Origin of the sequence: Quadrisphaera granulorum (assembly GCF_003149145.1) — a bacterium.
Taxonomy (GTDB): domain Bacteria; phylum Actinomycetota; class Actinomycetes; order Actinomycetales; family Quadrisphaeraceae; genus Quadrisphaera; species Quadrisphaera granulorum.
In genome coordinates, this window is the sequence record NZ_QGDQ01000005.1 from 48791 (window position 1) to 70821 (window position 22031).

The 22031-nt window shown below is 73.8% G+C and carries 21 protein-coding genes, 1 tRNA gene and 1 riboswitch; of the genes, 14 read left to right on the forward strand and 8 right to left on the reverse strand.

All coding sequences use genetic code 11. The annotated features are described in order from the left end of the window. Positions 1-14: 14 nt before the first annotated feature. The 4 genes from BXY45_RS05685 to BXY45_RS05700 are packed head-to-tail and all read left to right on the forward strand — an operon-like array spanning position 15 to position 1625. The gene (locus BXY45_RS05685) at positions 15-236 is read left to right on the forward strand and encodes a hypothetical protein (protein ID WP_211319257.1); all 222 of its coding nucleotides are present in this window, start codon (positions 15-17) and stop codon (positions 234-236) included. Beyond that, positions 233-634, forward strand: a complete 402-nt coding sequence (locus BXY45_RS05690) for a hypothetical protein (protein ID WP_211319258.1) — start codon at positions 233-235, stop codon at positions 632-634. The genes BXY45_RS05685 and BXY45_RS05690 overlap by 4 nt, the downstream gene beginning before the upstream one ends. Then, complete coding sequence (locus BXY45_RS05695) at positions 631-1146, forward strand: pilus assembly protein (protein WP_245961663.1); 516 nt, start codon at positions 631-633, stop codon at positions 1144-1146. The genes BXY45_RS05690 and BXY45_RS05695 overlap by 4 nt, the downstream gene beginning before the upstream one ends. 50 nt (positions 1147-1196) lie before the next feature. Then, positions 1197-1625 (forward strand): hypothetical protein, encoded by a 429-nt coding sequence (locus BXY45_RS05700; protein ID WP_109773362.1) that lies wholly within the window; start codon positions 1197-1199, stop codon positions 1623-1625. A 77-nt stretch (positions 1626-1702) separates the two neighbouring features. Here the strand turns inward: BXY45_RS05700 and BXY45_RS05705 are convergent, their stop codons facing one another. The 4 genes from BXY45_RS05705 to BXY45_RS05720 form a co-directional block, all read right to left on the reverse strand. Beyond that, positions 1703-2035 (reverse strand): histone-like nucleoid-structuring protein Lsr2, encoded by a 333-nt coding sequence (locus BXY45_RS05705; RefSeq protein ID WP_109773363.1) that lies wholly within the window; start codon positions 2033-2035, stop codon positions 1703-1705. Positions 2036-2192: 157 nt separating this feature from the next. Then, entirely contained in the window at positions 2193-3569 is a 1377-nt protein-coding gene (locus tag BXY45_RS05710) for an ABC1 kinase family protein (protein WP_218566893.1), read from the reverse strand. A 118-nt stretch (positions 3570-3687) separates the two neighbouring features. Then, positions 3688-4668: a hypothetical protein gene (locus BXY45_RS05715; protein ID WP_109773364.1), complete on the reverse strand. Its 981-nt coding sequence runs from the start codon at positions 4666-4668 to the stop codon at positions 3688-3690. Positions 4669-4828: 160 nt separating this feature from the next. Beyond that, entirely contained in the window at positions 4829-4984 is a 156-nt protein-coding gene (locus tag BXY45_RS05720) for a DUF5679 domain-containing protein (protein ID WP_109773365.1), read from the reverse strand. Between the two features lie 451 nt (positions 4985-5435). Between BXY45_RS05720 and BXY45_RS05725 the strand changes: the two genes are divergently transcribed. After that, the gene (locus tag BXY45_RS05725) at positions 5436-6041 is read left to right on the forward strand and encodes a M48 metallopeptidase family protein (RefSeq protein ID WP_211319259.1); all 606 of its coding nucleotides are present in this window, start codon (positions 5436-5438) and stop codon (positions 6039-6041) included. Between the two features lie 102 nt (positions 6042-6143). After that, positions 6144-7589, forward strand: coding sequence for a serine hydrolase domain-containing protein (locus BXY45_RS05730; RefSeq protein WP_170131332.1), 1446 nt, complete (start codon positions 6144-6146; stop codon positions 7587-7589). Positions 7590-7607: 18 nt separating this feature from the next. On the opposite strand, the gene BXY45_RS05735 is transcribed toward BXY45_RS05730, so the two are convergent. Beyond that, entirely contained in the window at positions 7608-8174 is a 567-nt protein-coding gene (locus tag BXY45_RS05735) for an NUDIX domain-containing protein (RefSeq protein WP_109773368.1), read from the reverse strand. Positions 8175-8204: 30 nt separating this feature from the next. Next, on the reverse strand, positions 8205-9698 hold the full coding sequence (locus BXY45_RS05740; RefSeq protein WP_211319260.1) for a zinc-dependent metalloprotease: 1494 nt from the start codon (positions 9696-9698) through the stop codon (positions 8205-8207). A gap of 248 nt (positions 9699-9946) precedes the next feature. Between BXY45_RS05740 and BXY45_RS05745 the strand changes: the two genes are divergently transcribed. From BXY45_RS05745 to BXY45_RS05770, 6 genes are all read left to right on the forward strand, one after another. Further along, positions 9947-11215: an NAD-dependent epimerase/dehydratase family protein gene (locus BXY45_RS05745; RefSeq protein ID WP_109773369.1), complete on the forward strand. Its 1269-nt coding sequence runs from the start codon at positions 9947-9949 to the stop codon at positions 11213-11215. Further along, positions 11212-12351, forward strand: coding sequence for a YlbL family protein (locus BXY45_RS05750; RefSeq protein WP_211319261.1), 1140 nt, complete (start codon positions 11212-11214; stop codon positions 12349-12351). The genes BXY45_RS05745 and BXY45_RS05750 overlap by 4 nt, the downstream gene beginning before the upstream one ends. Positions 12352-12565: 214 nt before the next feature. After that, positions 12566-15655, forward strand: coding sequence for a UPF0182 family membrane protein (locus BXY45_RS05755; RefSeq protein ID WP_211319262.1), 3090 nt, complete (start codon positions 12566-12568; stop codon positions 15653-15655). A gap of 118 nt (positions 15656-15773) precedes the next feature. After that, a tRNA-Met gene (locus BXY45_RS05760) sits at positions 15774-15850 on the forward strand. Between the two features lie 58 nt (positions 15851-15908). Beyond that, entirely contained in the window at positions 15909-17120 is a 1212-nt protein-coding gene (locus BXY45_RS05765) for an MFS transporter (RefSeq protein WP_211319263.1), read from the forward strand. 36 nt (positions 17121-17156) lie between these two features. Next, a riboswitch (SAM riboswitch) is annotated at positions 17157-17271 on the forward strand. Between the two features lie 241 nt (positions 17272-17512). Beyond that, positions 17513-18877: an acyl-CoA dehydrogenase family protein gene (locus BXY45_RS05770; RefSeq protein WP_109773371.1), complete on the forward strand. Its 1365-nt coding sequence runs from the start codon at positions 17513-17515 to the stop codon at positions 18875-18877. Positions 18878-18965: 88 nt separating this feature from the next. On the opposite strand, the gene hisN is transcribed toward BXY45_RS05770, so the two are convergent. Then, on the reverse strand, positions 18966-19763 hold the full coding sequence (gene hisN / locus BXY45_RS05775; RefSeq protein ID WP_109773372.1) for a histidinol-phosphatase: 798 nt from the start codon (positions 19761-19763) through the stop codon (positions 18966-18968). A gap of 28 nt (positions 19764-19791) precedes the next feature. Between hisN and BXY45_RS23710 the strand changes: the two genes are divergently transcribed. Together BXY45_RS23710 and BXY45_RS05785 are read left to right on the forward strand one after the other, a co-directional pair. Further along, entirely contained in the window at positions 19792-20148 is a 357-nt protein-coding gene (locus BXY45_RS23710; protein WP_211319264.1) for a DUF2087 domain-containing protein, read from the forward strand. A 98-nt stretch (positions 20149-20246) separates the two neighbouring features. Further along, positions 20247-20891, forward strand: a complete 645-nt coding sequence (locus BXY45_RS05785; RefSeq protein ID WP_109773374.1) for a hypothetical protein — start codon at positions 20247-20249, stop codon at positions 20889-20891. A gap of 53 nt (positions 20892-20944) precedes the next feature. On the opposite strand, the gene rsgA is transcribed toward BXY45_RS05785, so the two are convergent. Beyond that, entirely contained in the window at positions 20945-22021 is a 1077-nt protein-coding gene (gene rsgA, locus BXY45_RS05790; RefSeq protein ID WP_172601927.1) for a ribosome small subunit-dependent GTPase A, read from the reverse strand. Positions 22022-22031: the final 10 nt, after the last annotated feature.

Genomic DNA, 22031 nt, shown 5'->3' on the forward strand with positions numbered 1-22031 from the left:
CCCCGGAGGATCCGATGCACCAGCTCCACGCTCTCCTGCTCACCACTCTCACCGCGCTCAGCGACCTCACCTCCCCGGCGGAGCGGTCGGACCGCGAGCGCGGTGACGTGCCGGGATGGGTGCTCGTGACGGTCATGTCGGCGGGCATCGTGGTCGGTCTGGCTGCGATCGCCGCCCCCACTCTCACCACCATGTTCGAGCAGTCCATCAAGGCCGTGAAGGTGGCCGCCCCGTGACAGCCCCCGCGACGGCGCGCGCAGCGGGCAGTGACGCCGGTGCCGCCGTCGCGGAGAGCGTCATGGTCATGGCGCTCGTCTCGGTGCTGTTCGCGAGCCTGCTGCAGCTGGGGCTCGCGCTGCACCTGCGCGGAACCCTCGTCGACTGTGTCGGTGAGGGCGCGCGCTTCGGTGCCCTGGCCGACAGGACCCCCGAGGACGGCGCCGAGCGGGCCCGGGAGCTGGTACGAGCGTCCCTGCCCGCGACCTATGCCGACCACATCACCGCCGCTGAGGTGCGCCGTGACGGGCTGGACGTCGTCGAGGTCACGGCCTCGGTGCCGCTGCCGCTCGTGGGGTACTTCGGAGGAGGGGAGATGACGGTGCGGGGGCACGGGCTGGTCGAGGTGCTCCCGTGACGTCGCTGATGTCGCTGAGGTCGTTGCGGTCGTTGCGGTCGCTGACGTCACGGCTGCGGCTGACCGAGCGGGGTCGCGCCGGCGATGCCGGCAGCGCGTCGGTGGAGTTCATCGTGCTGGCGGTTCTGCTGCTCGTCCCCGTGGTCTACCTCGTGGTCACGCTCTCCCGGCTACAGGCGGGCGCGTACGCCGCGTCTGCCGGTGCGCGCGCCGCGGCCCGCGCCTACGTCACGTCCGCGCAGGCCGCCGATGCGCCCAGTCGCGCCGAGGCGGCGCTCGCGCTTGCACTGGACGACCAGGGCTTCACCCCTGAGGACGCCACCGCGGCCACGCGCTGCGAAGCTGCTGGGTGCTTCGCGCCCGACGCCGTCGTCGTCATGACGGTCCGGGTAGACGTCCCGCTGCCGTTCGTGCCGCCGCTGCTGCGCGACGCGGTGCCCACGCGGGTGCCGGTGGAGGCATCAGGCTCCGCTGTCATCGACAGGTTCGCCACGCTGCGATCCACCCGATGAACCATGTGGGGAGCTGTCCTGTGAACGGTCCAGGACGCGACGACGGGTCCGTGACCCCGCTCATCATCATCGACGCTGTCGTCGCCATCGCCCTGGTCCTCGTGGGGGCTGCGGCCACCGAGCTGCACCTGGCGCGCACGCACCTGCGCTCGGTGGCCGACTCCGCAGCGCTCGACGCCGCCGACGCCCTCGACGAGGCCGCCTACTACCGCGACGGCGTGCTGCCCGGCCAGGGGGTGCCCCTGGACGACGACGGTGTCCGCCGCAGCGCCACCGCCCTGCTCGCGCGCACGCCGCAACCTGCTGACCTCATCGGCCTGGGCGTCGTCGCACCGACGGGCAGCTCCGATGGGATGACCGCCGAGGTGACCCTGGCCGCCGCAGTGCGCCCCGCGTTGCTGCCTGCGTGGATTGGAGACGGCGTCACCATTCCGCTCGAAGTGACCTCGCGTGCTCGTGAGGGCCTCGTCCTCCCGTGAGACGACTCCTCCCGTGAGACGACGCAGCGCCCGTCTCCCGGAACCGGGGGCGGGCGCTGCGTGAGGTCGTCAGCTGGTCAGTGGGCGGCCTGGTACTGCTCGAGAACCTTGCCGGGGATGCGGCCACGAGCCGGCACCGTGACACCGTTCGAGGCAGCCCAGGCGCGGACGGCCTTGGCGTCGTAGTCAGACGAGGTGCTGCGGGCAGCGCTGGTTCGGCGCGCAGCTGCGGGAGCTGTCGACTTGCGCGCCACGGCCAGGAAGGGCTCCAGGGCGGCCTCGAGCTTCTTCTGGTTCTCGTCGGAAAGGTCGATCTCGTAGGTGGCGCCCCACAGACCGAACTTCACGGTCTCGGCGTCGGAAACTCCGTCGAGGTCGTCGGTGATGTGGGTGATGGTCTTGGTGGCCATGCCGTCTCTCTCACGATGAAGGGGGAACTGCGCTGACGCCCGGAAGCGCACGCGCACCCCATTTATCGCACACTCTCGATATCTTCTGCAATGCGGCCGGCGCGCTGCACCGGATCGGCCCACGTGTTTTCTCAGCCAACGGCCATTCTGGGCTGATTTACTCCTCGGCGAACTCCGGGAGGAAGTCGGATAGCACCTGAACTGCCGGCACCACACCGCCGAGCTGGCACAGCACCCCGATCCCCCCGAACCACACGCGGTGGATCAGCACGTACTCCGGCGGCAGGTTCACCTTGAGGTTGATGGTCCACTCCGGGCGCTCCCGGTCGTTCACATGACGGAACAGCGACTGCAGCCACGCCCTGTCGAACCTGAACTCCTCGTGCCGCAGCGGTTCCAGGAAAGGATTGAGGTAGTCGAGGAGCTGGTCAGGATCCACCTGGATGCGCTCGCGGATGAAACCCTCTTCCCGAAGACCTTCGGCCACGGTCTGGGAATCTCCGTCGAGGGCCGCGCCGAGGAGTCTTCCGATGGCGAGCGGCATTCCGTGTGGTAGGCGGTTCACCGCACCGAAGTCGAGGATGCCGAAGCGGCCGTCGGGGGTGAGGCGGAAGTTCCCCGGGTGGGGGTCGGCGTGCAGGAGCCCCGCGCGAGCCGGTCCCAGCAGCAGCACCTCCAGGTAGCGCCGCGCGGCGAGGTCACGCTGCTCCTGCGTGCCCTCGGCGATGACCTTCGACAGCGGCACACCGTCCAGCCACTCGCTGACGAGCACCCGGCCGGTGGCCATGACCACCTGCGGCACGACCACCTCGTCGTCCCCGGCGAACGCATCGGCGAAGGCCTGCTGAGCGGCGCCTTCGGCGCGGTAGTCGAGCTCCTCGGCCACCCGCTCGCGCAGCTCGGCGATGATCGGCCCGACCTCCATACCGGGGATCCACCCCGCCGCGATCCGCACGAGGCGGCCCACCTGGTCCAGGTCGCCCAGGAGCGCGTCGCCGGCGCCCGGGTACTGCACCTTCACGGCCACCGGGCGCCCGTCGGACCAGACGGCCCGGTGCACCTGGCCCACGGAGGCCGCGGCCGAGGGCTTCTCCTCGAAGCTCGCGAACAGCGAACGCCAGCGTGGCCCCAGCTCGGCGGCGAGCACGGCGCGGACCGTGGCAGCCGGCATCGGGGGAGCGGCGTCCTGCAGCTTGGTCAGGGCTGCGCGGTAGGGGCCTGCCTGCTCCTCCGGCAATGCCGCCTCGAGCACCGACAGCGCCTGCCCGACCTTCATGGCCCCGCCCTTGAGCTGGCCGAGCACCTTGAAGATCTGCTCGGCCGTCGCCTGCTGCACCGAGGCGGCCACCTCCGCCTGCGAACGGCCGCCGAGCCTGCGCCCCAGGCCCACCGCCTGCCGGCCCGCGAACGCCGCCGGCAGCCCGGCCAGGCGTAGCCCTCGGCTCAGGGAACCCCGCGGGATGGCGCCGCCGCGCCGTGCGGCGCGCTCGTCGTCCTCGAGTGCTTCCAGCTCGTCCAGGTCCTCCGTTCCCACTGGGTCCTCGCGGAGGGGTCCGTCGGTCTGTGCATCCTGTGCACTCAGGGGGTGCTCGGCCGGCGCGTCCACCCCGCCATCCTGCGACGGCTCGCGCTCCGCCGCAGCGGGGGATCGATCACGCTGCCTCCAGTCCGGCCCAGCTGCACCCGCACCCGGGGTGGGCCGACCATGGGCGCACCCCGAACCCGCCTGCCGTGTCGATCTCGACGGTGGCGTCGAGGGCCGCCGGCTCGTGGCCGAGCAGGTGCGCCACCACCTGCTGGACCGCCACCGCGGCGGTCAGGCCGACGAGGACGGGTGGCTCCGGGCGCCGCGGCCCACCGGCGGGAGCGCTGAGCTGCGGCAGCAGGCGGGGCCACTCCGGGTCGCGGTCGGTGCGGTGAAGGTCCAGGCAGCGCAGGCACGCGGTGGCGCCCGGCCGCACGAGTGGTCCCACCACCGCGGACGCGCCGAGCTGCAGCACCCCCAGGTGCACCACCTCCTCGCGCACGAGGGGTTCGGAGGTGCGCGCGTCGTGAGCGCCCGAGGCGAGCAGGACGACGACGTCGGGCCGGACCAGCTCACGCGCCTGCGTCGTCGTCGACGGGTGGTGCCGGGCAACGGCGCGCGCCGCAGCGACGCCGCGGGGTAGCCCCAGGTCGGTCAGGCCGAAGGCGCCTGGGCCGACGTCGGCCCGCGTCACGGGCGCCTCATCCTCGACGAGCACGGTGCCGGTACCCGCGGCCGCAAGCCCCAGCGCGACCGCCCGGCCTGTGGGGGAGGCACCGAGCACCGCGACGCAGGCACCACGCAGCGACCCCCCACCGGGCTGGCCCGCCGGTGCTGGGGAGGGCGGCACCTCCTCGAGCGCGCCGATGGCCGCCAGCGCCTCCACCAGGGCCACCGTCCGCCCGGGCGGACTGCCGTGGAGCGAGGCCAGGTGCTCCAGCGAGGGCACGTCGGCACCCGTACCCAGCGCATCGACGACAAGTTCGTCGGCGCTGGTCAGCCCCTCGAGCACATGCGCGCTCGCGCCCACCCCGAGCTGGAGGCGGCCGGGGGAGCGCCAGGCGGTCAGCAGCCCCGGGCGCAGCCTCACGGCGAGTGGTGCGGTCATGGGCTGAGCCTGGCACCGCGGGCCCGACCCGCGCTGGCGCTGTCCACAGGGTCAGCGACGGCCCGCAGCCCCGGGGTGTTCGCGGCGGGAGCGCCGCGGACGCCCCGGGGATGCCGGGGCGTCGCGGCGAGCTGCTTCGCGAGAGGTGGCGAGCGGCGGATCAGGCCTTGCCGAGGATGCGGTTGAGGTTGGTGCCGCAGACAGGGCACTTGGCCTTGGCCATGCGGCGGCCGTTGGTCTCGACGACGCCGCCCTCCGCGTCGCGCTTCTCCTTGCACTTCACGCAGTAGAAGGATCCGGAGTAGGTCTCGGCCACGGGGGCCTCCTCAGGTCTTGACCGGGGCGAACCCCGGACTGGTGGGTCGATCCGCGCCACCGTAGCGTCTGGCCCCGACACTGGAGCCGAACGCAGATCGTCCCCCGATCGGTGAGCCGTACCGCCTTCCCCTGCGGTGGCCCACCGACCGGAGGACTGGACACGAAGGTAGGCCCGTCGCCGGGCACCGTCAACGCGTAGCGGCCCGACTGGCCCCTTCGTCGCCCCCTCGGCCCAATGTCGCCCTGGGTGCGCGACTCGTCGCGCCGGGTGCTCGCGTGGTCCGTCCGCCCGCCCGGAGCCCCCCTCGGCGGCGCTGCGGCGGACCTCAGGGGCGCCCGGGTGGGTGTTGTGACCGGTGCAGATGCCCTGGTGGCAGTAGCGTTCCTCCATGGCGGCGCAGGGGGCGCGAGCGGTCGGGGGAGATCTTCCGCCCCGAGCGAGGTCCGGCATGTCCAGCATCTCGAGCGTTCCGCCGGTCGAGGTGAGGCGTAGCGCGCGACGCCGCCGCACCGTCACCGCCTTCCGCGAGGCGGGAACCGTCGTCGTCTGCATCCCCGCCGGGTTCACCCGCGACCAGGAGCGTCTCTGGGTCGACAGGATGGTCACCCGGCTCGCCGCGCAGGAGCAGCGCCGCCGCCCCAGCGATGACGCCCTCGCCCGCCGCGCGGCAGAGCTGAGTGCCCGCTACCTCGGCGGCCGGGCCCGCCCCTCCAGCGTGCGGTGGGTCGCCAACCAGACCACCCGGTGGGGCTCCACCACCACCGGCGACGGCACCATCCGCCTGTCGGACAGGCTGCAGGTCATGCCCTCGTGGGTGGTCGACTACGTCCTCGTCCACGAGCTGGCGCACCTGCTCGAGCACGGCCACGGCGAGGCTTTCTGGGAGCTCGTCGAGGCCTACCCGCGCACCGAGCGGGCCCGCGGCTACCTGGAGGGCTTCGCTACCGCGCGCGACCTCCCCATCGACGTCGACGACATCGATGACGTCGACGAGGTCGATGAGGTCGATGAGGTCGACGAGGGAACCGATCCCGCCGAACGCCTCTCCAGCTAGGAGCTGCCGCTGCCGGTAGCTGCCGGCAGCAGTCCAGGAGCCGTCCAGGAGTCGCCGGTCGAGTGGCAGGGTGGGCCGGTGGCGCCCTCCGATCATCTCCCGGTGACCTCCGTGCGCACTGCGGCCACGGCCGCAGCGGACTGGTTGGCCTTCCGCAGGGAGTACCTGCGCGTGCCTGGCGTCCAGGCGGCGCTCTCTCTGCGCGGTGAGCTGCTGATGAGCACCGCCGTCGGCGTCGCCGACGAGGGCACGGGTGAGCCGCTGCGCACGGACCACCTCTTCCGGGTCGCCTCGCACTCCAAGACCTTCGCCGCGACCCTCGTGCTGCGGCTGGTGCACGCCGGGGTGCTGTCCCTGGAGGACCACCCCGGCCGGTGGGTGCCCGAGCTCGCCGCCGCGGGCAGCCCCGTGGCGGGCGTGCCGCTGCGGGCGCTGCTGGAGCACACCGCGGGGCTGGCCCGTGACAGCGTGGAGGGCGCGGGCGGCGGCGACGCCGACTTCTGGCAGGGCGAGCGGCCCTTCCCCGACCGTGCGGAGCTGCTGGCGGTGCTGTCCGCGCCGGGCGTCGCCGTCCTGGGGGTGTCCGAGCGGTTCAAGTATTCCAACCTCGGCTACGCCGCGCTCGGCCTGGTGCTCGAGGCGGCCAGCGGCCGCTCGTGGGCGGAGCTGGTGCGCGCCGAGCTCCTGGAGCCGCTGGAGCTGCACGGCACGGAGCCGTCGTGGGTGCCGGAGCGTGCCGCCGAGCACGCCAACGGCCACACGTCCCTGGCCATGGGCGGCCCCCGCCGCCCCGTGGTGTGGGACGCGCTCACCGCCGATACCCGCGCGATGGACGCCGCCACCGGTGTCTCGAGCACCGCCGAGGACCTCGTGCGCTGGGCAGGCGCCCACTGCGACGCCCCGGCCCTCGGCAGCGGAGGAGAACAGCTGAAGCAGGACGACGACGAGCGCCGGCTCCTGCCGGCGCACCTGCGGCGCCTCGCCCGGCACGGCGCGTGGTCCTCCGACGACCCCAGCGGCACCGGCCCCGCCCCCAGCGGCGACGAGTACGGCCTGGGCTGGCAGCGGCTCACCGCCGGCGGTCTGCGCACCGTCGGTCACGGCGGGGGCTTCCCCGGGCACGCGACGCGCACCGCCTTCGACCCGACCACCGGCCTGGCGGTGGCCGTCTGCACCAACGCCGTCGACGGACCGGCGCTCGCCCTGGCGCGCGGCGTGCTGCGGCTGGTGGAGCTGGCCACCACCGGAATCCCCGACCCGGCCGCCGACCGGCCTGGCGCGCTGGAGCGGTTCACCGGGCGGTTCGCCTCGATGTGGGGCGTGCTCGACGTCGTCCGTCTCGGCGACCGGCTCGTGGCGCTCGACCCCGTCGCCGACGTCCCCGGTCCCAGCGCCGAGCTGCGGGTGGCCTCCGACGACGCGCTGCTCGCGACCGCCGCACCCGGCTACGCCGCCCCGGGGGAGCAGCTGCGGTACTTCTTCGACGACGACGGGCGCGCCGCGTCCGTGCGCGCCTCCGGCGGCATCACGCACCGCCGCGTGACCTGACCGGCCAGGTCCCGAGCGTCAGCCGCGCAGCAGCGACGACGCCAGCGCGAGTCGCGGCGGCAGGTCGGGTGCTGCGCCGGGGGGCAGGTCGTCCACGTCGAACCACGCCAGTCGGTCGCTCTCGGCCGACCCGACCAGCGGCGCACCGTCCGGCACCACGAAGAGGTGGGCGACGTCGAGGTGCGCCGTGCACCGCCCGTACGTCGTCGCCAGCTCGTGCCGCTGCAGGTCCAGCGGAGCACCGTCCAGCGCCAGCCGCAGCAGCGGGCCCAGCCCGGTCTCCTCGGCCGCCTCACGCAGGGCGGCCTCGGTGAAGGAGGCGTCGCCGACCTCGAGGTGACCGCCCGGCTGCAGCCACATCCCCAGCTTTCGGTGCGCCACGAGCACCGTGCGCCGTCCCGACTCGTCGACCACGAACGCCGTCGTCGTCAGGTGCTCCGGTGTCCCGTCGCGGTCCAGGGCACTGCCCTCGAACGCCCCCGACGAGAGCGCCAGGCGCTCGCGGAACAGGTCCCGCAGTTGTGCCTGGCCGGCGTCGCGCGGGTGCAGCGCCGCGAGCTCGGCATCCGCCTGCGCAGGAGTCACCTCAGCGTCACGAGCAGCGTCACTCCAGCATCACTGGGCCTCGCCGTCGCCGTCGTCGTCGTTCGTTCCCCGGCGCTCCTCGCCGCGCAGCAGCGCCTCGAGGGCCGCGTCGACGTCCGCGTCCGCCGCCTCCGCGTCACGGCGACGCGCGGCGAAGCCGTCGGGGTCGTCCAGGTCGGCAGCTGTCGGCAGCAGGTCGGGGTGGGCCCACACGGCGTCGCGGCCGTCGGTGCCGCGCGAGGCCTCGACGGCCTCCCACAGCCGCGAGGCCTCGCGCAGCCGCCGCGGGCGCAGCTCCAGGCCCACCAGACCCGCCATGACGTGCTCGGCAGGCCCACCCACGGCCCGGCGCCGGCGGACCGCCTCGCGCAGCGCGGCGGCGCTGGGCAGGGTCGAGCGGGTGGCGGCGTCGACGACATGGTCGACCCAGCCCTCCACCAGCGCCAGCGCCGTCTCCAGCCGCTCCAGCGCAGCCTGCTGCGCGGGGGTCTTCTCCGGCTCGAACATCCCCGAGGCCAGGGCGCCCTGCAGCGCCGACGGGTCGGAGGGGTCCAGTCCGCGGACAGCCTCCTCGATGCGGCTCATGTCGAGCGTGATGCCGCGGGCGTAGCTCTCCACGGTGCCGAGCAGGTGCCCGCGTAGCCACGGCACCCCGGCGAACAGGCGGGCGTGCGCTGCCTCGCGGGCGGCGAGGAACAGCCGCACCTCACCGGCCGGCACGCCCAGGCCGTCGGCGAAGGCCGCGACACCGCCCGGCAGCAGCGCCGTGGTGCTGCCCGCCACGAGCGGGATGCCGACGTCGGTGGCCGAGACCACCTCGCGGCTCAGACCGCCGACCGCCTGCCCCAGCTGCGCACCGAAGACCGTGCCGCCGATCGAGCGCATCATCGTGTTCGCGCCCGCGACCATGCCGCGGGCCTCCTCGGGGATCTGCTCGGCCATCGCCGAGGCGACGGCGTCCGCCACGCTGCTCGCCACTGGCTCGGCCAGTCGCTTCCACGTGGGCAGGGTCGCTTCGACCCACTCCGCGCGCGACCAGGCCCGGCCTGCGGCGGAGGCCGACGGCAGGTCGGTGACCGGGTCGAGCCACAGGTCGGCCAGCCGCAGCGCCTCGGCGACCTCGCGCTCCTCGGAGGAGCTGGGCGCCGGGTCCGGCTCGGCCAGCGCGCCCTGGCGGGCGACGTCGTGCGCGAGCTGCCAGTTCACCGGGCCGTCTCCGGAGGTGGCCATGAGCTGCTGCACGGCGGCCATCACCTGGGCCATGGCCTGCGGGTCCTTCTGGAGCTGCTCGAAGAGCTGCGCCGGGTCAACGCCTCCGGGGCCGCCGAGGCCTCCCAGGCCGCCGGGCAGGCCTCCCAGACCGCCCAGGCCTCCGAGGGCGCCGGGCGGACCACCGGGTGCTGCGCCGCCGAGCGCGGAGAACAGCTGGGACAGCGGGTCCTGGGGGGTACCGCCGTCTCGGGCGGAGCGGTCTGCGTCCTCCGGGTCCTCGTCGGGACGGGGGGGCGTCGGTGTGTCGGGCACCGTTCCTCCAGCCGCGCATCGTGAGGTGCCGAGGCGGTGCGGCGGCCGCCGCCGGGGCGAGGCGGCAGGATGTACCTCCTGCCCTCGGTGTCCACGGTACCCAGCAGCGGCGGGTGGCGACCGCCCCGGAGTGGCGCTCGCAGCGAACACCCGGCCAATCCGCACGGGACCGACGCCGGCGGGGGCGGGGCGTCATCCGCAGGGGAGCGGCTGGTTGCCGGACTGACGAGCTGACGAGAAGAGGACGTGTGGCGGACCTGGCCGACGGTGGGACGGCCGTGCTGCCCCTGGACGGCCACGTCGTGGTCACGGGCGCCGGCTCGCCCGCGGGGCGCGCTGTCGCGCAGTGGCTGGCGGCCGCCGGCGTGGAGGTGGTGGCCCTCGAGGACGCCCCCGCCGCGCCGACCGCGTCCGCGACGGCTCGGTCGGACTCGGCCACTGCCGGCAAGGAGACAGCTCAGGAGACGGATCAGGACGACGGCGACGCTCCCGACGCCGGGGCCGCGTGGCACCACGTCGACATCGTCAGGGTCGACCTGACCTCTCCGGACGTGCTCGCGGCCATGGTCAGTGGCTCGCGGTTCGGCTCAGGTGCGCCTGGTGGCCGTGCTCCCGGTGGTGGTGCGCCCGCCGCGGTCGTGCACGTCGCCCTCGACAGCGACCTGCGCGCCGCGCTCGCCCAGACCCCGGCCCGTCGGCGCGAGCGCGCCGAGGCGTCGGTGCGTGCGGTGGTGACCGCCGCGGCCGCCGCGGGGGCGCAACAGCTCGTGCTCGTGAGCAGCGCCATGGTCCACGGGGCCCTGCCCGACGCTCCCGTGCCGCTGCCCGACGACGCCCCGCTGCTGGCCGCCCCCGACGACGGCCTGGTCGGTGACCTGCTCGCGGTGGAGGAGGTGTGGGCGCACGCGGCGCAGGCCCTGCCCGGCGTCCGCACGGCGGTGCTGCGCCCGGCCGCGGTGGTGGGATCCGACGTCGACACCGTTGTCACTCGCTCCTTCGAGGTACCGCGCCTGCTGGCCCTGCGCGAGCGGGCGCCGGTGTGGCAGTTCTGCCACGTCGACGACCTGGCCGCCGCCGTCGCCGTCGTCCTGCGGGAAGGGCTGACCGGAGCCATGGGGGCGGGCGCGGACGGCGTGCTCGTCCACGAGGCGCTGGAGAAGTCTTCCGGGTTGCGTTCGGTCGAGCTGCCCGCGCGCCTGGCGCAGGCGACGGCGGAGCGCCTCGCCCGGCTGGGCCTGCTGCCGACGCCCGCCGGAGACCTGGCCTACGTCGTCCACCCCTGGGCGGTCTCTTCTGCGCGGCTGCGCGCCGCGGGCTGGGAGCCGCAGCACACCAACGAGGACTGCCTGGCCGTGCTGCTCGCCGACGTGCAGGCCCGCCGCGCCTTCCGGCGCAGTCCTACCGGTCGGCTGGGGCGTGAGGCGGCGCTGGGCGCGGCAGGCGCCGCCGGTGCGGCGGTGGCCGTCGTCGCGACCGCGGCGGTGCTCCGGCAGGCCCGGGCGCGGCGGGGCCGGTGAACGAGCTGCCTCCTGACGACGAGCCCCGGCCCGACACGCTCGAGGACGACCCCCGCGACGATGCCGGGGAGCCCTCCCCGGCGCGGGTGCGGGCATCCGACCGAGCCGTGGCGGCGCTGGTGTGCGGTGCCGTCTCCGTGGCGCTCGTGTCCGTGGTGGCACTGCTGCCCGTGCCGTTCGCGGTCGAGGGACCGGGGCCCGTGCGCGACGTCCTCTCCGGCGAGGGAGACCAGCGCCTCATCACGATCTCGGGCGCGCCGACCTACCCGACGTCGGGCTCGCTGGACCTCACCACGGTCCGCGTCAGCGGTGGCCCGGGCCGTTCCCTCGACCTCGGCGGGCAGGTGGCGGCCTGGCTGGACGACGACAGCGCCGTGCTCCCCGAGGCCGCGGTGTTCCCGCCCGGCGCCACCGAGAAGCAGGTGGACGACAGCAACGCCGCGGCCCTGACCGACTCCCAGCAGGCGGCCACGGTCGCCGCGCTGACCGAGCTCGGCTACGACGTGCCGGTCCAGGTGGTGGTGTCCGACGTCGTCGACGGGGCCGGTGCCGCGGGGGTGCTGCGCGACGGTGACGTGGTCGTCGCCGTCGGCGGCGCTGCCGTCGCCGACGCCTCCGCCCTGCGCGAAGCGGTCCGTGCGGCCGGGGTGGGCGCGGATGTCCGCGTTCAGGTGGAGCGCAACGGGCAGCGCCAGGACCTCACCGTGCCGGTCCGGGCCGGCGACGGCGGCGCGCCCGTGCTCGGCGTGCTCGTGCGCGAGCGCGCCGATCCGCCCGTGGACGTGACGATCGCCGTCGACCAGATCGGGGGACCCAGCGCCGGTTTGATGTTCGCGCTCGGCGTCGTCGACCTCATGACCCCGGGGGAGATGACCGGGGGCAAGCGGTTCGCGGGCACGGGCACCATCGACTCGGCCGGGGAGGTCGGCCCCATCGGGGGGATCCGCCAGAAGATGCTCGGCGCCCGGGCTGCGGGGGCGGAGGTGTTCCTCGCGCCGCAGGCCAACTGCGACGAGGTGGTCGGTCATGTGCCGGAGGGCTTGCGCGTGGTGGCCGTGTCGACGCTGGCGCAGGCGCGTGACGCTGTGGAGGCGGCGGGCCGGGGGGAGGCCGGGGGCCTTCCCGGCTGTGTCTGATCCCGGAGCCGAAGGCTCGTTCGGGTCAAGCGCAGGTCAAGAGTTCACCAAGGGAAAGTCATGGAACATTCAGTGGTGTCCCAGCGAGCCGTGACCCTCTCGTGATTGGGTCAGGCCCTCCCGGGGAGGTCGGGCACGGGAAGGCCGTGCGACGATTCGAGCTCAGACCGACCCCACCGCCGTACGTCGGCGGTCGTGATGGAGGAAGAGTCCGGTGACGTCGCCACCGCCCCGCCCCCCGCGCCCGGGTGCGCCCGGCCCCGTCCGGGGAGGTCCCCAGCGTCGGCGCCCGCTCGTGCCGGTGCTCGTCGGTGCCGCCGTGCTGGTGCTTCTGGTCAGCCTGGTCGCCTCGGTGGCCACCGAGGTGCTCTGGTACCGCCAGCTCGGCTTCGGTCGGGTCTACTTCACCCAGCTCGCGATGAGGTCGGGCCTGTTCATCGTCGCGGGGGCGCTCATGGCGGCTGCCGTGGCCGTCAGCATGGTCCTGGCCTACCGCAACCGGCCCATCTACGCGCCCGTGCCGGGCTCCGCGGCCAGCCTCGACAGGTACCGCGAGGGCCTGGAGCCGCTGCGCCGTGTGCTCACCGTGGTGCTGCCGCTGCTCCTGGGCCTGTTCGCCGGGTCCGCGGCGTCCAGCCGATGGGAAACCGTGCTGCTGTGGCTGCACCGCACGAGCTTCGGCCAGGTCGACCCGATCTTCAATCACGACATCGGCCTGTACGTCTTCACCATCCCGTTCCTGCGCTTCCTGGCGGGCTTGCTGACCGCCGTCGTCCTGCTGGCGGGCATCGCCGGAGCAGTGACGCTCTACCTCTACGGAGCGCTGCGGGTCTCTGGTCCGGGCGCCCGCACCACGGTCGCCGCGCGCGTCCAGCTGGCCGTCACGGCCGCGGTGCTCGTGGCGCTGCAAGCGGTGAGCTACTGGCTGGACAGGTACTCCACCCTCACCAACGTCCACGACAAGTTCGCGGGGGCCAGCTACACCGACGTCGCCGTCATCGTCCCTGCCCGCGGCATCCTCGCCATCGCAGCGCTCATCTGCGCCGTGCTCTTCATCGTCACCGCCGTCCGCGGCGGATGGCGGTTCCCGGCGGTGGGCGTCGGTCTGCTCGTCGTCGTCGCCGTGGTGGCCGCGGGCATCGTGCCGGCCGTCGTGCAGCGCCTGCAGGTCGCCCCGAACGAGCCTCAGGCCGAGGCCCCCTACATCCAGCACAACATCGCGGCGACGCGTGCAGCCTTCGGGCTGGACAAGACCCTCGTCGAGCCCTACACGCCGAACACCGAGGGCGAGGCGGGCGCCCTGCGCTCCGACGCCGTCACCACGGCGAGCACGCGCATCCTCGACCCGGCCGTCGTCAGCCCGACCTTCGCGCAGAACCAGCAGGTCCGTGGCTTCTACCAGTTCCCTGCCCCGCTCGACGTCGACAGGTACACCATCAACGGGCAGAGCCAGGACGTCGTCGTCGCCGTCCGCGAGCTGCGGGCCTCCGGCATCAGCAACACCTCGTGGGTCAACACGCGCACCGCGTACACCCACGGCTACGGCCTGGTGGCCGCCGCCGGCAACGACAAGCAGTCCAACGGCGAGCCCGTCTACCTCGAGGGTGGCATCCCGGCGTCCGGGTCGCTGCCCGACTACGAGCCGCGGATCTACTTCGGCGAGAAGAGCCCGGAGTACTCCATCGTGGGCGGGCCTCCCGGCTCGAACCAGGAGATCGACTACCCCGACGACACCCAGCCGAACGGCGTGGCCCGGTACACCTACACCGGTGACGGCGGCCCGAGCGTCGGCAACATCGTCGAGCGGGCGCTGTACGCCATCAAGTTCCGCGACGCGAACATCCTGCTGTCCTCCGCGGTCAACCCGCAGAGCCAGATCCTCTACGACCGGTCCCCCCGCGAGCGTGTGCAGAAGGTGGCTCCCTTCCTCACCCTCGACGGAGACCCGTTCCCGACCATCGTCAACGGGCGCGTGCTGTGGGTCGTCGACGGGTACACCACCTCGGCGGAGTACCCGTACTCGCAGCCGCAGGTGCTGCAGGAGGCCACGGCCGACACGCTGACCACGCCCGCCGGCACCGTGGCGGCGCTGCCGCCGAACCAGGTGAACTACCTGCGGAACTCGGTCAAGGCCACCGTCGATGCCTACAGCGGTGAGGTGGTGCTGTACGCCTGGGACGAGAGCGACCCGGTGCTGCGCGCCTGGGACGGAGCCTTCCCCGGTGCGGTGAAGCCCTTGGCCGACATGAGCGGCGAGCTGATGTCGCACGTGCGCTACCCGGAGGACCTCTTCAAGGTCCAGCGCACCGTGATGGCCAGCTACCACGTGACCGACCCGGGCGCTTTCTACTCCCAGAACGACTTCTGGCGTGTCCCGGCCGACCCGACGTCCGGCCCCCAGGCCGCCGCGGGGACAGCGACGGCGACGGCGGCGGCAGCCTCCCCGCAGAGCCCGGCGCAGCCGCCGTACTACCTGACGCTGCAGATGCCGAACCAGCCTCAGGCTTCGTTCTCGCTGACCTCGACGTTCATCCCCAGCAACAGGCAGGGTGAAGCGGCGCGGAACATCCTCACAGGCTTCCTCGCGGTGGACGCCGACGCCGGGAGCGCCGCGGGACAGAAGCGCGACGGCTACGGGCAGCTGCGCCTGCTGCAGCTGCCGACGGAGGGCACGGTCAACGGCCCCGGCCAGATCCAGAACGAGTTCAACACGAACCCGGAGGTCGGCTCCTTCCTCAACCTGCTCCGCCAGGGCGGGTCCTCGGTCCGCTACGGCAACCTCCTCACGCTGCCCGTCGGCGGCGGTCTGCTGTACGTCGAACCGGTCTACGTCCAGAGCACCGGTGAGACGGCCTACCCGACGCTGCGGAAGGTTCTCGTAGCCTTCGGCGACAACATCGGCTTCGCTGACACCCTCGACCAGGCGCTCGACCAGGTGTTCGGCGGTGACTCCGGCGTGGAGGCCCCGGACGCCGGGACGGGCGGAGAGAGCGTGCCAGGCACACCCGGCGCAGGCGGCACACCGGGCCAGACGCCGTCGCAGAGCCCCAGTGCGTCGTCGGGGCAGTCGCCCTCGTCGTCGTCCTCGTCGCCGCCGACGGGTGGCGCGACGACGGCGCCGCTGCCGGAGTCCGTCCGGCAGGCCCTCGAGCAGGCGGTGGCGGCCGAGGCCGACGCCCAGCGTGCGCTCCAGCAGGGCGACTTCGCCGCGTACGGCCAGGCGCAGGACCGGCTCAAGCAGGCGCTGGACCAGGCGGTGAAGGCCGAGCAGGCCACCACGGCGTCGCCGACGCCCACCGGCTGACCGGCTCACCGACAGCGCCCGGAGTTCCGGGCGTGCACCCGAACGGGGTCCCCACCGCACGCGGTGGGGACCCCGTTTTGGTGCCACGGCGCAGGTCGGGTAATGTTCTGTTCACCGACGCGGGGTGGAGCAGCTCGGTAGCTCGCTGGGCTCATAACCCAGAGGCCGCAGGTTCAAATCCTGCCCCCGCTACCACTGACGAAGGCCGTCGATCCTCACGGATCGGCGGCCTTCGTGCTGTTCGGGAGGTGTCGTGGTCGCTGACCAGGGCTGGCGGCGGCGGACCGCCGCGGCGGCTTTCGCCTTCTGGGCCACGATGCTCGGCACCACGTTGCCGACGCCCCTGTACGGGCTCTACACGCAGCGCCTGGGCCTGACGGCCCTGCTGCAGACCACCGTGTTCGCCACCTACGCCGTCGGCGTCATCGTCGCGCTGATCAGCGCAGGGCAGGCCAGCGACAGGTTCGGCCGGCGCCCGGTGCTGGCCGTCGGCCTGGGGGCCGCCGCGGCGTCCGCCGTCGTCTTCCTCCTGCCGGTCTCGGTGCCCGGCCTGCTCACGGGGCGGGTGCTGTCGGGGCTGTCCGCGGGCCTGTTCACCGGTGCGGCCACCGCCCTCGTCGCCGAACTGGTGCCCCACAGTGCGGCGGGGAATCCAGCGGGGCGTTCGACGCGGACGGCGTCGCTCGTGGCCACCGCTGCGAACATCGGCGGACTCGGCTCGGGGCCGTTGCTCGCGGGCGCTGTCGCGCAGCTCGGGTGGGCGCCCCTGGTGGTGCCCTACGTGCTGCACCTGGTGCTGCTGGCGCTGGCCGGAGCGGCCCTCGCCGTCGTCCCCGAAACCGTGACCACCCCGCGGGCGCAGCGACCCCCGTGGCGGCCGCTGCGTCCGGCGGTGCCGCCGCAGACCCGTGCTGCCTTCGTGCCCGCGGCCGTGAGCGGCTTCGCGGGGTTCGCCTGCCTGGGGCTGTACTCCGCCGCCGAACCGCGCGTGCTGAGCCAGCTGCTGGGCGTCTCGGCGCCGCTGGCCGCCGGGGCGGTCGCCGCACTGATCTTCGCGGCCTCGGTCTCTGGTCAGGTGGTCACGGCCTCCCTGCCGCCGGCGCGCGTGCTGCCCGCTGGGTGTGCGGCACTGCTCGTGGGCACCGGACTGCTCGCCGCGAGCCTCGAGCTCGCGTCCCTGCCGCTGCTGCTGCTCGCCACGGTCGTGCTGGGCGCCGCGCAGGGGGCGTGCTTCCGTGCCGGGGTGGCCGAGGTCGGCGCCTCCGCCCCGCCGCAGCGGCGAGCCGAGGTGGTCTCCACGCTCTTCGTCGTCTTCTACGTGGCGATCTCCCTGCCCGTCGTCGGCGTCGGTGCGCTCGCCGACACCGCGGGCCTGCGCACCGCCGTCCTCGCCCTGGCGGGGCTGGTGAGCGTGCTCGCCGTGGCCGCGCTCGTGGTGCTCCTCACGCGTCGCCGCAGGGCTTGACCCGCGCGGGGCGTTGTCCCTACGGTGATCCTCGTCGGTCATGAGTGGCAGCGACAAGCCCTGGCTCGCTGTCCAGCAACCCCCCATTCGCGGCGGGGTGCTCCAGGTGAAGACCGGGCAGGACGCAGCCGTGATCCTGTCAGCGCGAGACCCCACAGGGGTCGGACAGGAGCTCTCATGAGCCTTCCGCAGTGCACGCACGAGGCCTTCACCCGGCGTCTCGTGGTCGACCTCGCCCGGACGGCGTCGGCGCGCTGTCGCGCCTGACGCACTCCAGCGGGCAGCCCCGCTGGTAGCCCGCTGGTGATTCCGCTCTCGCGGAGCCAGCCGCACGTTCACCGTCGACCACCCCGTGGCGCACGCCTGCGCCCTTGACGACCCCGGAGCACGAGATGACCCTCCTCAGCGACCCCACGACCACCCCTGACACCCGTTCTGACACCGGTCCGGCCGCCCGGCCTGCCGCCCGGTCGGACCTCGCCGACGGCAGCCGCCGCGACGGTGCCGGCGGCCCCCGGCCCGCCATCGGCCACCTGCTCGCCGGTGCCGAGCACTGGCGGAAGACCGGCCGTCCCCGCGACGCCGCCGGCTGGCTGCTGCGTGCCGAGGACGTCGCGGCCCAGTTGCGCCGCGGCGCCGTCGAGAGGGACCGCGCCGGCGGTCACCCCCGCGAGGAGGTCGATCTGCTCAAGGCTTCCGGCCTGGTGACCCTGCTCGGACCCCAAGAGCACGGTGGCGCCGGTCAGACCTGGGACACCGCGCTGCGCGTCGTACGGACCGTGGCCCGCGGCGACGGCTCGATCGGCCAGCTCCTCGGCTACCACTACCTGTGGGCGTGGGCCGCGCGCCTGGTCGGCACAGAAGAGCAGATCGCCGCCGTCGAAGAGCTCTACACCCGCGGCGAGCTGTTCTTCGGCGGCGCGGTCAACCCCCGCGACGGCGACCTCGTCATCACCGAGGACGGCGACGAGCTGGTCTTCCACGGCCGCAAGTCGTTCTCCACGGGCGGGGTCGTCTCCGACCTCACCGTGCTGGAGGGCGTCATCGACGGCACGGACACCCACGTCTTCGCCATCGTCCCCACCGACCAGCCCGGCATCGCCTTCGCCGACGACTGGGACAACCTCGGCCAGCGGCTCACCGAGAGCGGCTCGGTGCGCATCGACGGGGTGCGCGTGCCCTGGGCCGCGGCGGCGGGCTTCGTGAACCGGGCGTTCCAGCCGCTCACCTACAACACCCTGAACGTGCCGACCATCCAGATCGTCTTCGCCAACTTCTACCTGGGCATCGCCCAGGGGGCGCTCGACCGCGCCGCGGAGTACACCCGCACCACCACCCGCGCGTGGCCCTACGGCGGTGACAACAAGGACCACGCCACCGAGGAGTGGTACGTGCTCGAGGGCTACGGCGAGCTCGCCACCAAGCTGTGGGCCGACGAGGCGCTGCTGGACGCCGTCGGCGCCGAGGCCAGCGCGGTGCTCCACGCACCGCGCGACGAGCTCACCGAGCGCCGGCGCGGGGAACTCGCAGTACGGATCGCGGCGGCCAAGGTCCGCGCCGTCGAGGACGGGCTGGACGTCGCCACGAAGGTGTTCGAGCTGACGGGTGCCCGGGCCAGCGCCAACCACGTCGGCCTGGACGTCCACTGGCGCAACCTGCGCACCCACAGCCTCCACGACCCGCTGCCGTACAAGAAGCGGGAGGTCGGCAGCTTCGCGCTGCTCGACGAGGTGCCCGAGCCCACCTGGTACACGTGATCAGCTGAGGGCATCGGGCGCCGATCTGGCGGATCCGCGGCGGGCGGGCTCGTACCGAGCCTGCCCGCCGCGGCGCGCGCGGAGGACGTCAGCGGCGCTGCAGCAGTCCCAGCACCTCGTCGTGCAGCAGGCCGTTCGTGGCCACCGCGTTGCCCCCGTGCGGGCCGTCCACGCCGTCCAACGAGGTGAACCGGCCGCCCGCCTCGGTGACCACCGGCACGAGGGCGGCCATGTCGTAGAGCTCCAGCTCGGGCTCGCACGCGATGTCGGCGGCGCCCTCGGCGACCAGCACGTAGCTCCAGAAGTCGCCGTAGCCGCGGGTGCGCCACACCTTCTTCGTGAGGTCGAGGAAGCCCTCCAGGCGCCCCGCCTCCTCCCACTCCCAGATCTCGGAGTGGCTCAGGCTGGCGTCGCCGAGGGCGGAGACCTGGGAGACCTGCAGTCGCTTCGCGGAGGACAGTCGCGGGCCCGTGTAGGCCCCGGTGCCCTGCGCCGCCCACCAGCGGCGGTTCAGCGCCGGCGCGGAGACCACGCCGAGCACGGGCACGCCGTCGTCCAGGAGGGCGATGAGGGTGGCCCACACCGGAACGCCGCGCACGAAGTTCTTCGTCCCGTCGATCGGGTCGACCACCCACTGCCGCCCCGAGGAGCCGCGGTTGGTGCCGCTCTCCTCCCCGACGAAGCCGTCGCGGCTGCGTGTGCGGCTCAGCTGAGACCTGACGATCTCCTCCGCGGCACGGTCCGCGTCGGTCACGGGCGTCAGGTCGGGCTTCGTGTCGACCACGAGGTCGCGGGCCTTGAAGCGGGTGGAGGTGAGGTTGTCCACGGCGTCGGCGATGACGTGCGCGAGCCTCAGGTCGTCGTCATAACCGGGCACATCTCGCACCGTAGCGGTCGCTCCTACCCTGGGAGGCGTGGTCTGGGCACCTCGCGGCAGTGAGAGCGGGAGCAGCAGCGGCAGCACCGACGGCGCTATTGGCGAGCCGTTGCAGCAGGCGCTGGAGCGGCGCGACAAGGTGCTGCGGGCCTTCCTCGGCGACGACGGGCGCCTCACCGCGATCCCCGCCAAGCGCGCGAAGCGCCTCGTGGTGCTCGACCTCATCGCCAGGGTCTTCGAGCCGGGGGAGCGGTACCCGGAGCTCGAGGTCAACGCGCTGCTGCGGGCCTTCCACAACGACGTCGCCGCGCTGCGCCGCTACCTCGTCGACGAGGGCTTCCTCGACAGGGCCGAGGGCGTCTACTGGCGCACCGGCGGTTCCGTCGACCTCTGACATCCCGCTGGCAACCCTGGGGTCAACCCCTGCGGCGATCATGGACTTCCCGAGCAGTTTCAGGCCGTGATCATGGACTTCCGGAACAGGATCGGACGGTGCCGCTGCAGCCCTACGCCGCCAGCCCCGCCCGTCGGGCTCGCCAGCTGACTGCTGACGTCGCCGTCCTGCTCTGGGCGGTGGCCTGCGCGGTGACCGGAGTGGTGGTGCACGGCGCCGTCGTGGCCCTCGCCGACCCGGCTCGTTCGCTCGCGCAGGGCGCCGGCGGGTTGCGCGACCAGCTCGGCGGCGCGGCCGATGCCGCCGGCAAGGTGCCGCTGGTCGGAGACCGTCTGTCCGCCCCGCTCGACGGCGCCAGCGGCTCCGCGGACGACCTCGCCACCGCCGGACTGGACCTGGCGACGACGATCGGCCACCTCGCCGCCGTGCTCGGGCTCGCCGTGGCAGTGCTGCCGGTCCTGCTCGTGGTGGCCCTCTGGCTGCCGGCGCGGTGGCGCTTCGCCCGGCGTGCCGGTGCGGCGAGAGCCTGGCTGGACGACGCCACTGCGACCCCCGGCCCCACCGCGCGCAGTCGCACCGAGCTGCTGGCTTGGCGCGCCCTGGTGAACCAGCCCCTCGGCACGCTGGCGTCCGTCAGCTCCGACCCGCTGGCCGACCTGCGCGGCGGTGATCCTCGGATCACGGCGGCGCTGGCCGCACTCGAACGCCGCTCCCTGGGACTGCCCCCGTACCCCCGGCCGTGATCATGGGCCTCCGCCACCCCGGGAGGTGGCGGAGGCCCATGATCACGGAGGGGTCAGTGGGAGTCGGCCTCCCCGGAACGGCTGCGCAGCAGCCGCCGCAGCGAGTCGAGGCGCGCCGGACCGGCGTCGCCGGCGCCACCCGAGGCGACGAACGCGTCCAGGGCGCACTCGGTCGTCTCGGCGTCGTCGTGGGTGCAGCCGCGTGGGCAGCCCTCCGTGCCCGGCTCGAGGTCACTGAAGGCGCGCAGCAGCCGCTCGGGCGTCAGGTGCGCCAGGCCGAAGCTGCGCACGCCCGGGGTGTCCACCACCCAGCCGATCCGAGCACCGTCGGCATCGCGCAACGACAGCGCCACTGCCGAGCTGGAGGTGTGCCGACCACGCCCGGTGTTCTCGTTCACGGTGCCGGTGGCTCGGCCGGCCCCCGGCACGAGTGCGTTGACCAGCGTCGACTTGCCCACGCCCGACGGCCCCACGAGCACGCTCTCGTGGCCGGTGAGCCGTTCGCGGACGGCGTCCACACCGTCGAGCACGCGTGTGCCGTCGTCCAGCACCCGGCGTCGCACCACGAGCACCGGCACATCCAGCGCCGCCCATGCCGCGAGTGCCTCGGCCGGATCGCCGAGGTCGGCCTTGGTGAGCACGAGCACCGGCTGCAGGCCACCGTCGTAGGCGGCCGCCAGGCACCTGTCGACCATGCGCTGCACCGGCGCGGGGTCAGCCACGGCCGTCACCACGAGCAGCTGGTCGGCGTTGCCGACGAGCACGCGCTCGACGGGGTCGGTGTCGTCGGCGGTGCGCCGCAGCACCGAGCTGCGCTCCTCGATCCTCACGATGCGCGCGAGGGTGTCGACGGCGCCGCTCGTGTCACCGACCAGGCCCACCCGGTCTCCGACGGCGATGCCCGCTCGGCCCAGCTCACGGGCGCGCATGGCGACCACCTCGCGCTCGTCGTCCTGGCCCTCGTGGACCAGCGTCGTGAGGCGACCCCTGTCGATGGTGAGCACACGCCCGGGCACGGCGTCGGCGTGGTCGGGGCGGTCCTTGGTGCGGGGCCGTGAGCCGCGGCGGTTGGGCCTGACGCGGACGTCGCGCTCGTCGTAACCGGTGGTGCGGCGGCGCTGGTCTTCCATCCGACGATCC

What these genes read in the sequence shown, in the direction of transcription:
- BXY45_RS05685 (WP_211319257.1), top strand. Translation starts at nt 15, where the DNA reads ATGCACCAGCTCCACGCTCTCCTGCTCACCACTCTCACCGCGCTCAGC.
- rsgA (WP_172601927.1), bottom strand. Translation starts at nt 22,021, where the DNA reads ATGGAAGACCAGCGCCGCCGCACCACCGGTTACGACGAGCGCGACGTC.
- BXY45_RS05770 (WP_109773371.1), top strand. Translation starts at nt 17,513, where the DNA reads ATGACCCTCCTCAGCGACCCCACGACCACCCCTGACACCCGTTCTGAC.
- BXY45_RS05725 (WP_211319259.1), top strand. Translation starts at nt 5,436, where the DNA reads ATGTCCAGCATCTCGAGCGTTCCGCCGGTCGAGGTGAGGCGTAGCGCG.
- BXY45_RS05705 (WP_109773363.1), bottom strand. Translation starts at nt 2,035, where the DNA reads ATGGCCACCAAGACCATCACCCACATCACCGACGACCTCGACGGAGTT.
- BXY45_RS05715 (WP_109773364.1), bottom strand. Translation starts at nt 4,668, where the DNA reads ATGACCGCACCACTCGCCGTGAGGCTGCGCCCGGGGCTGCTGACCGCC.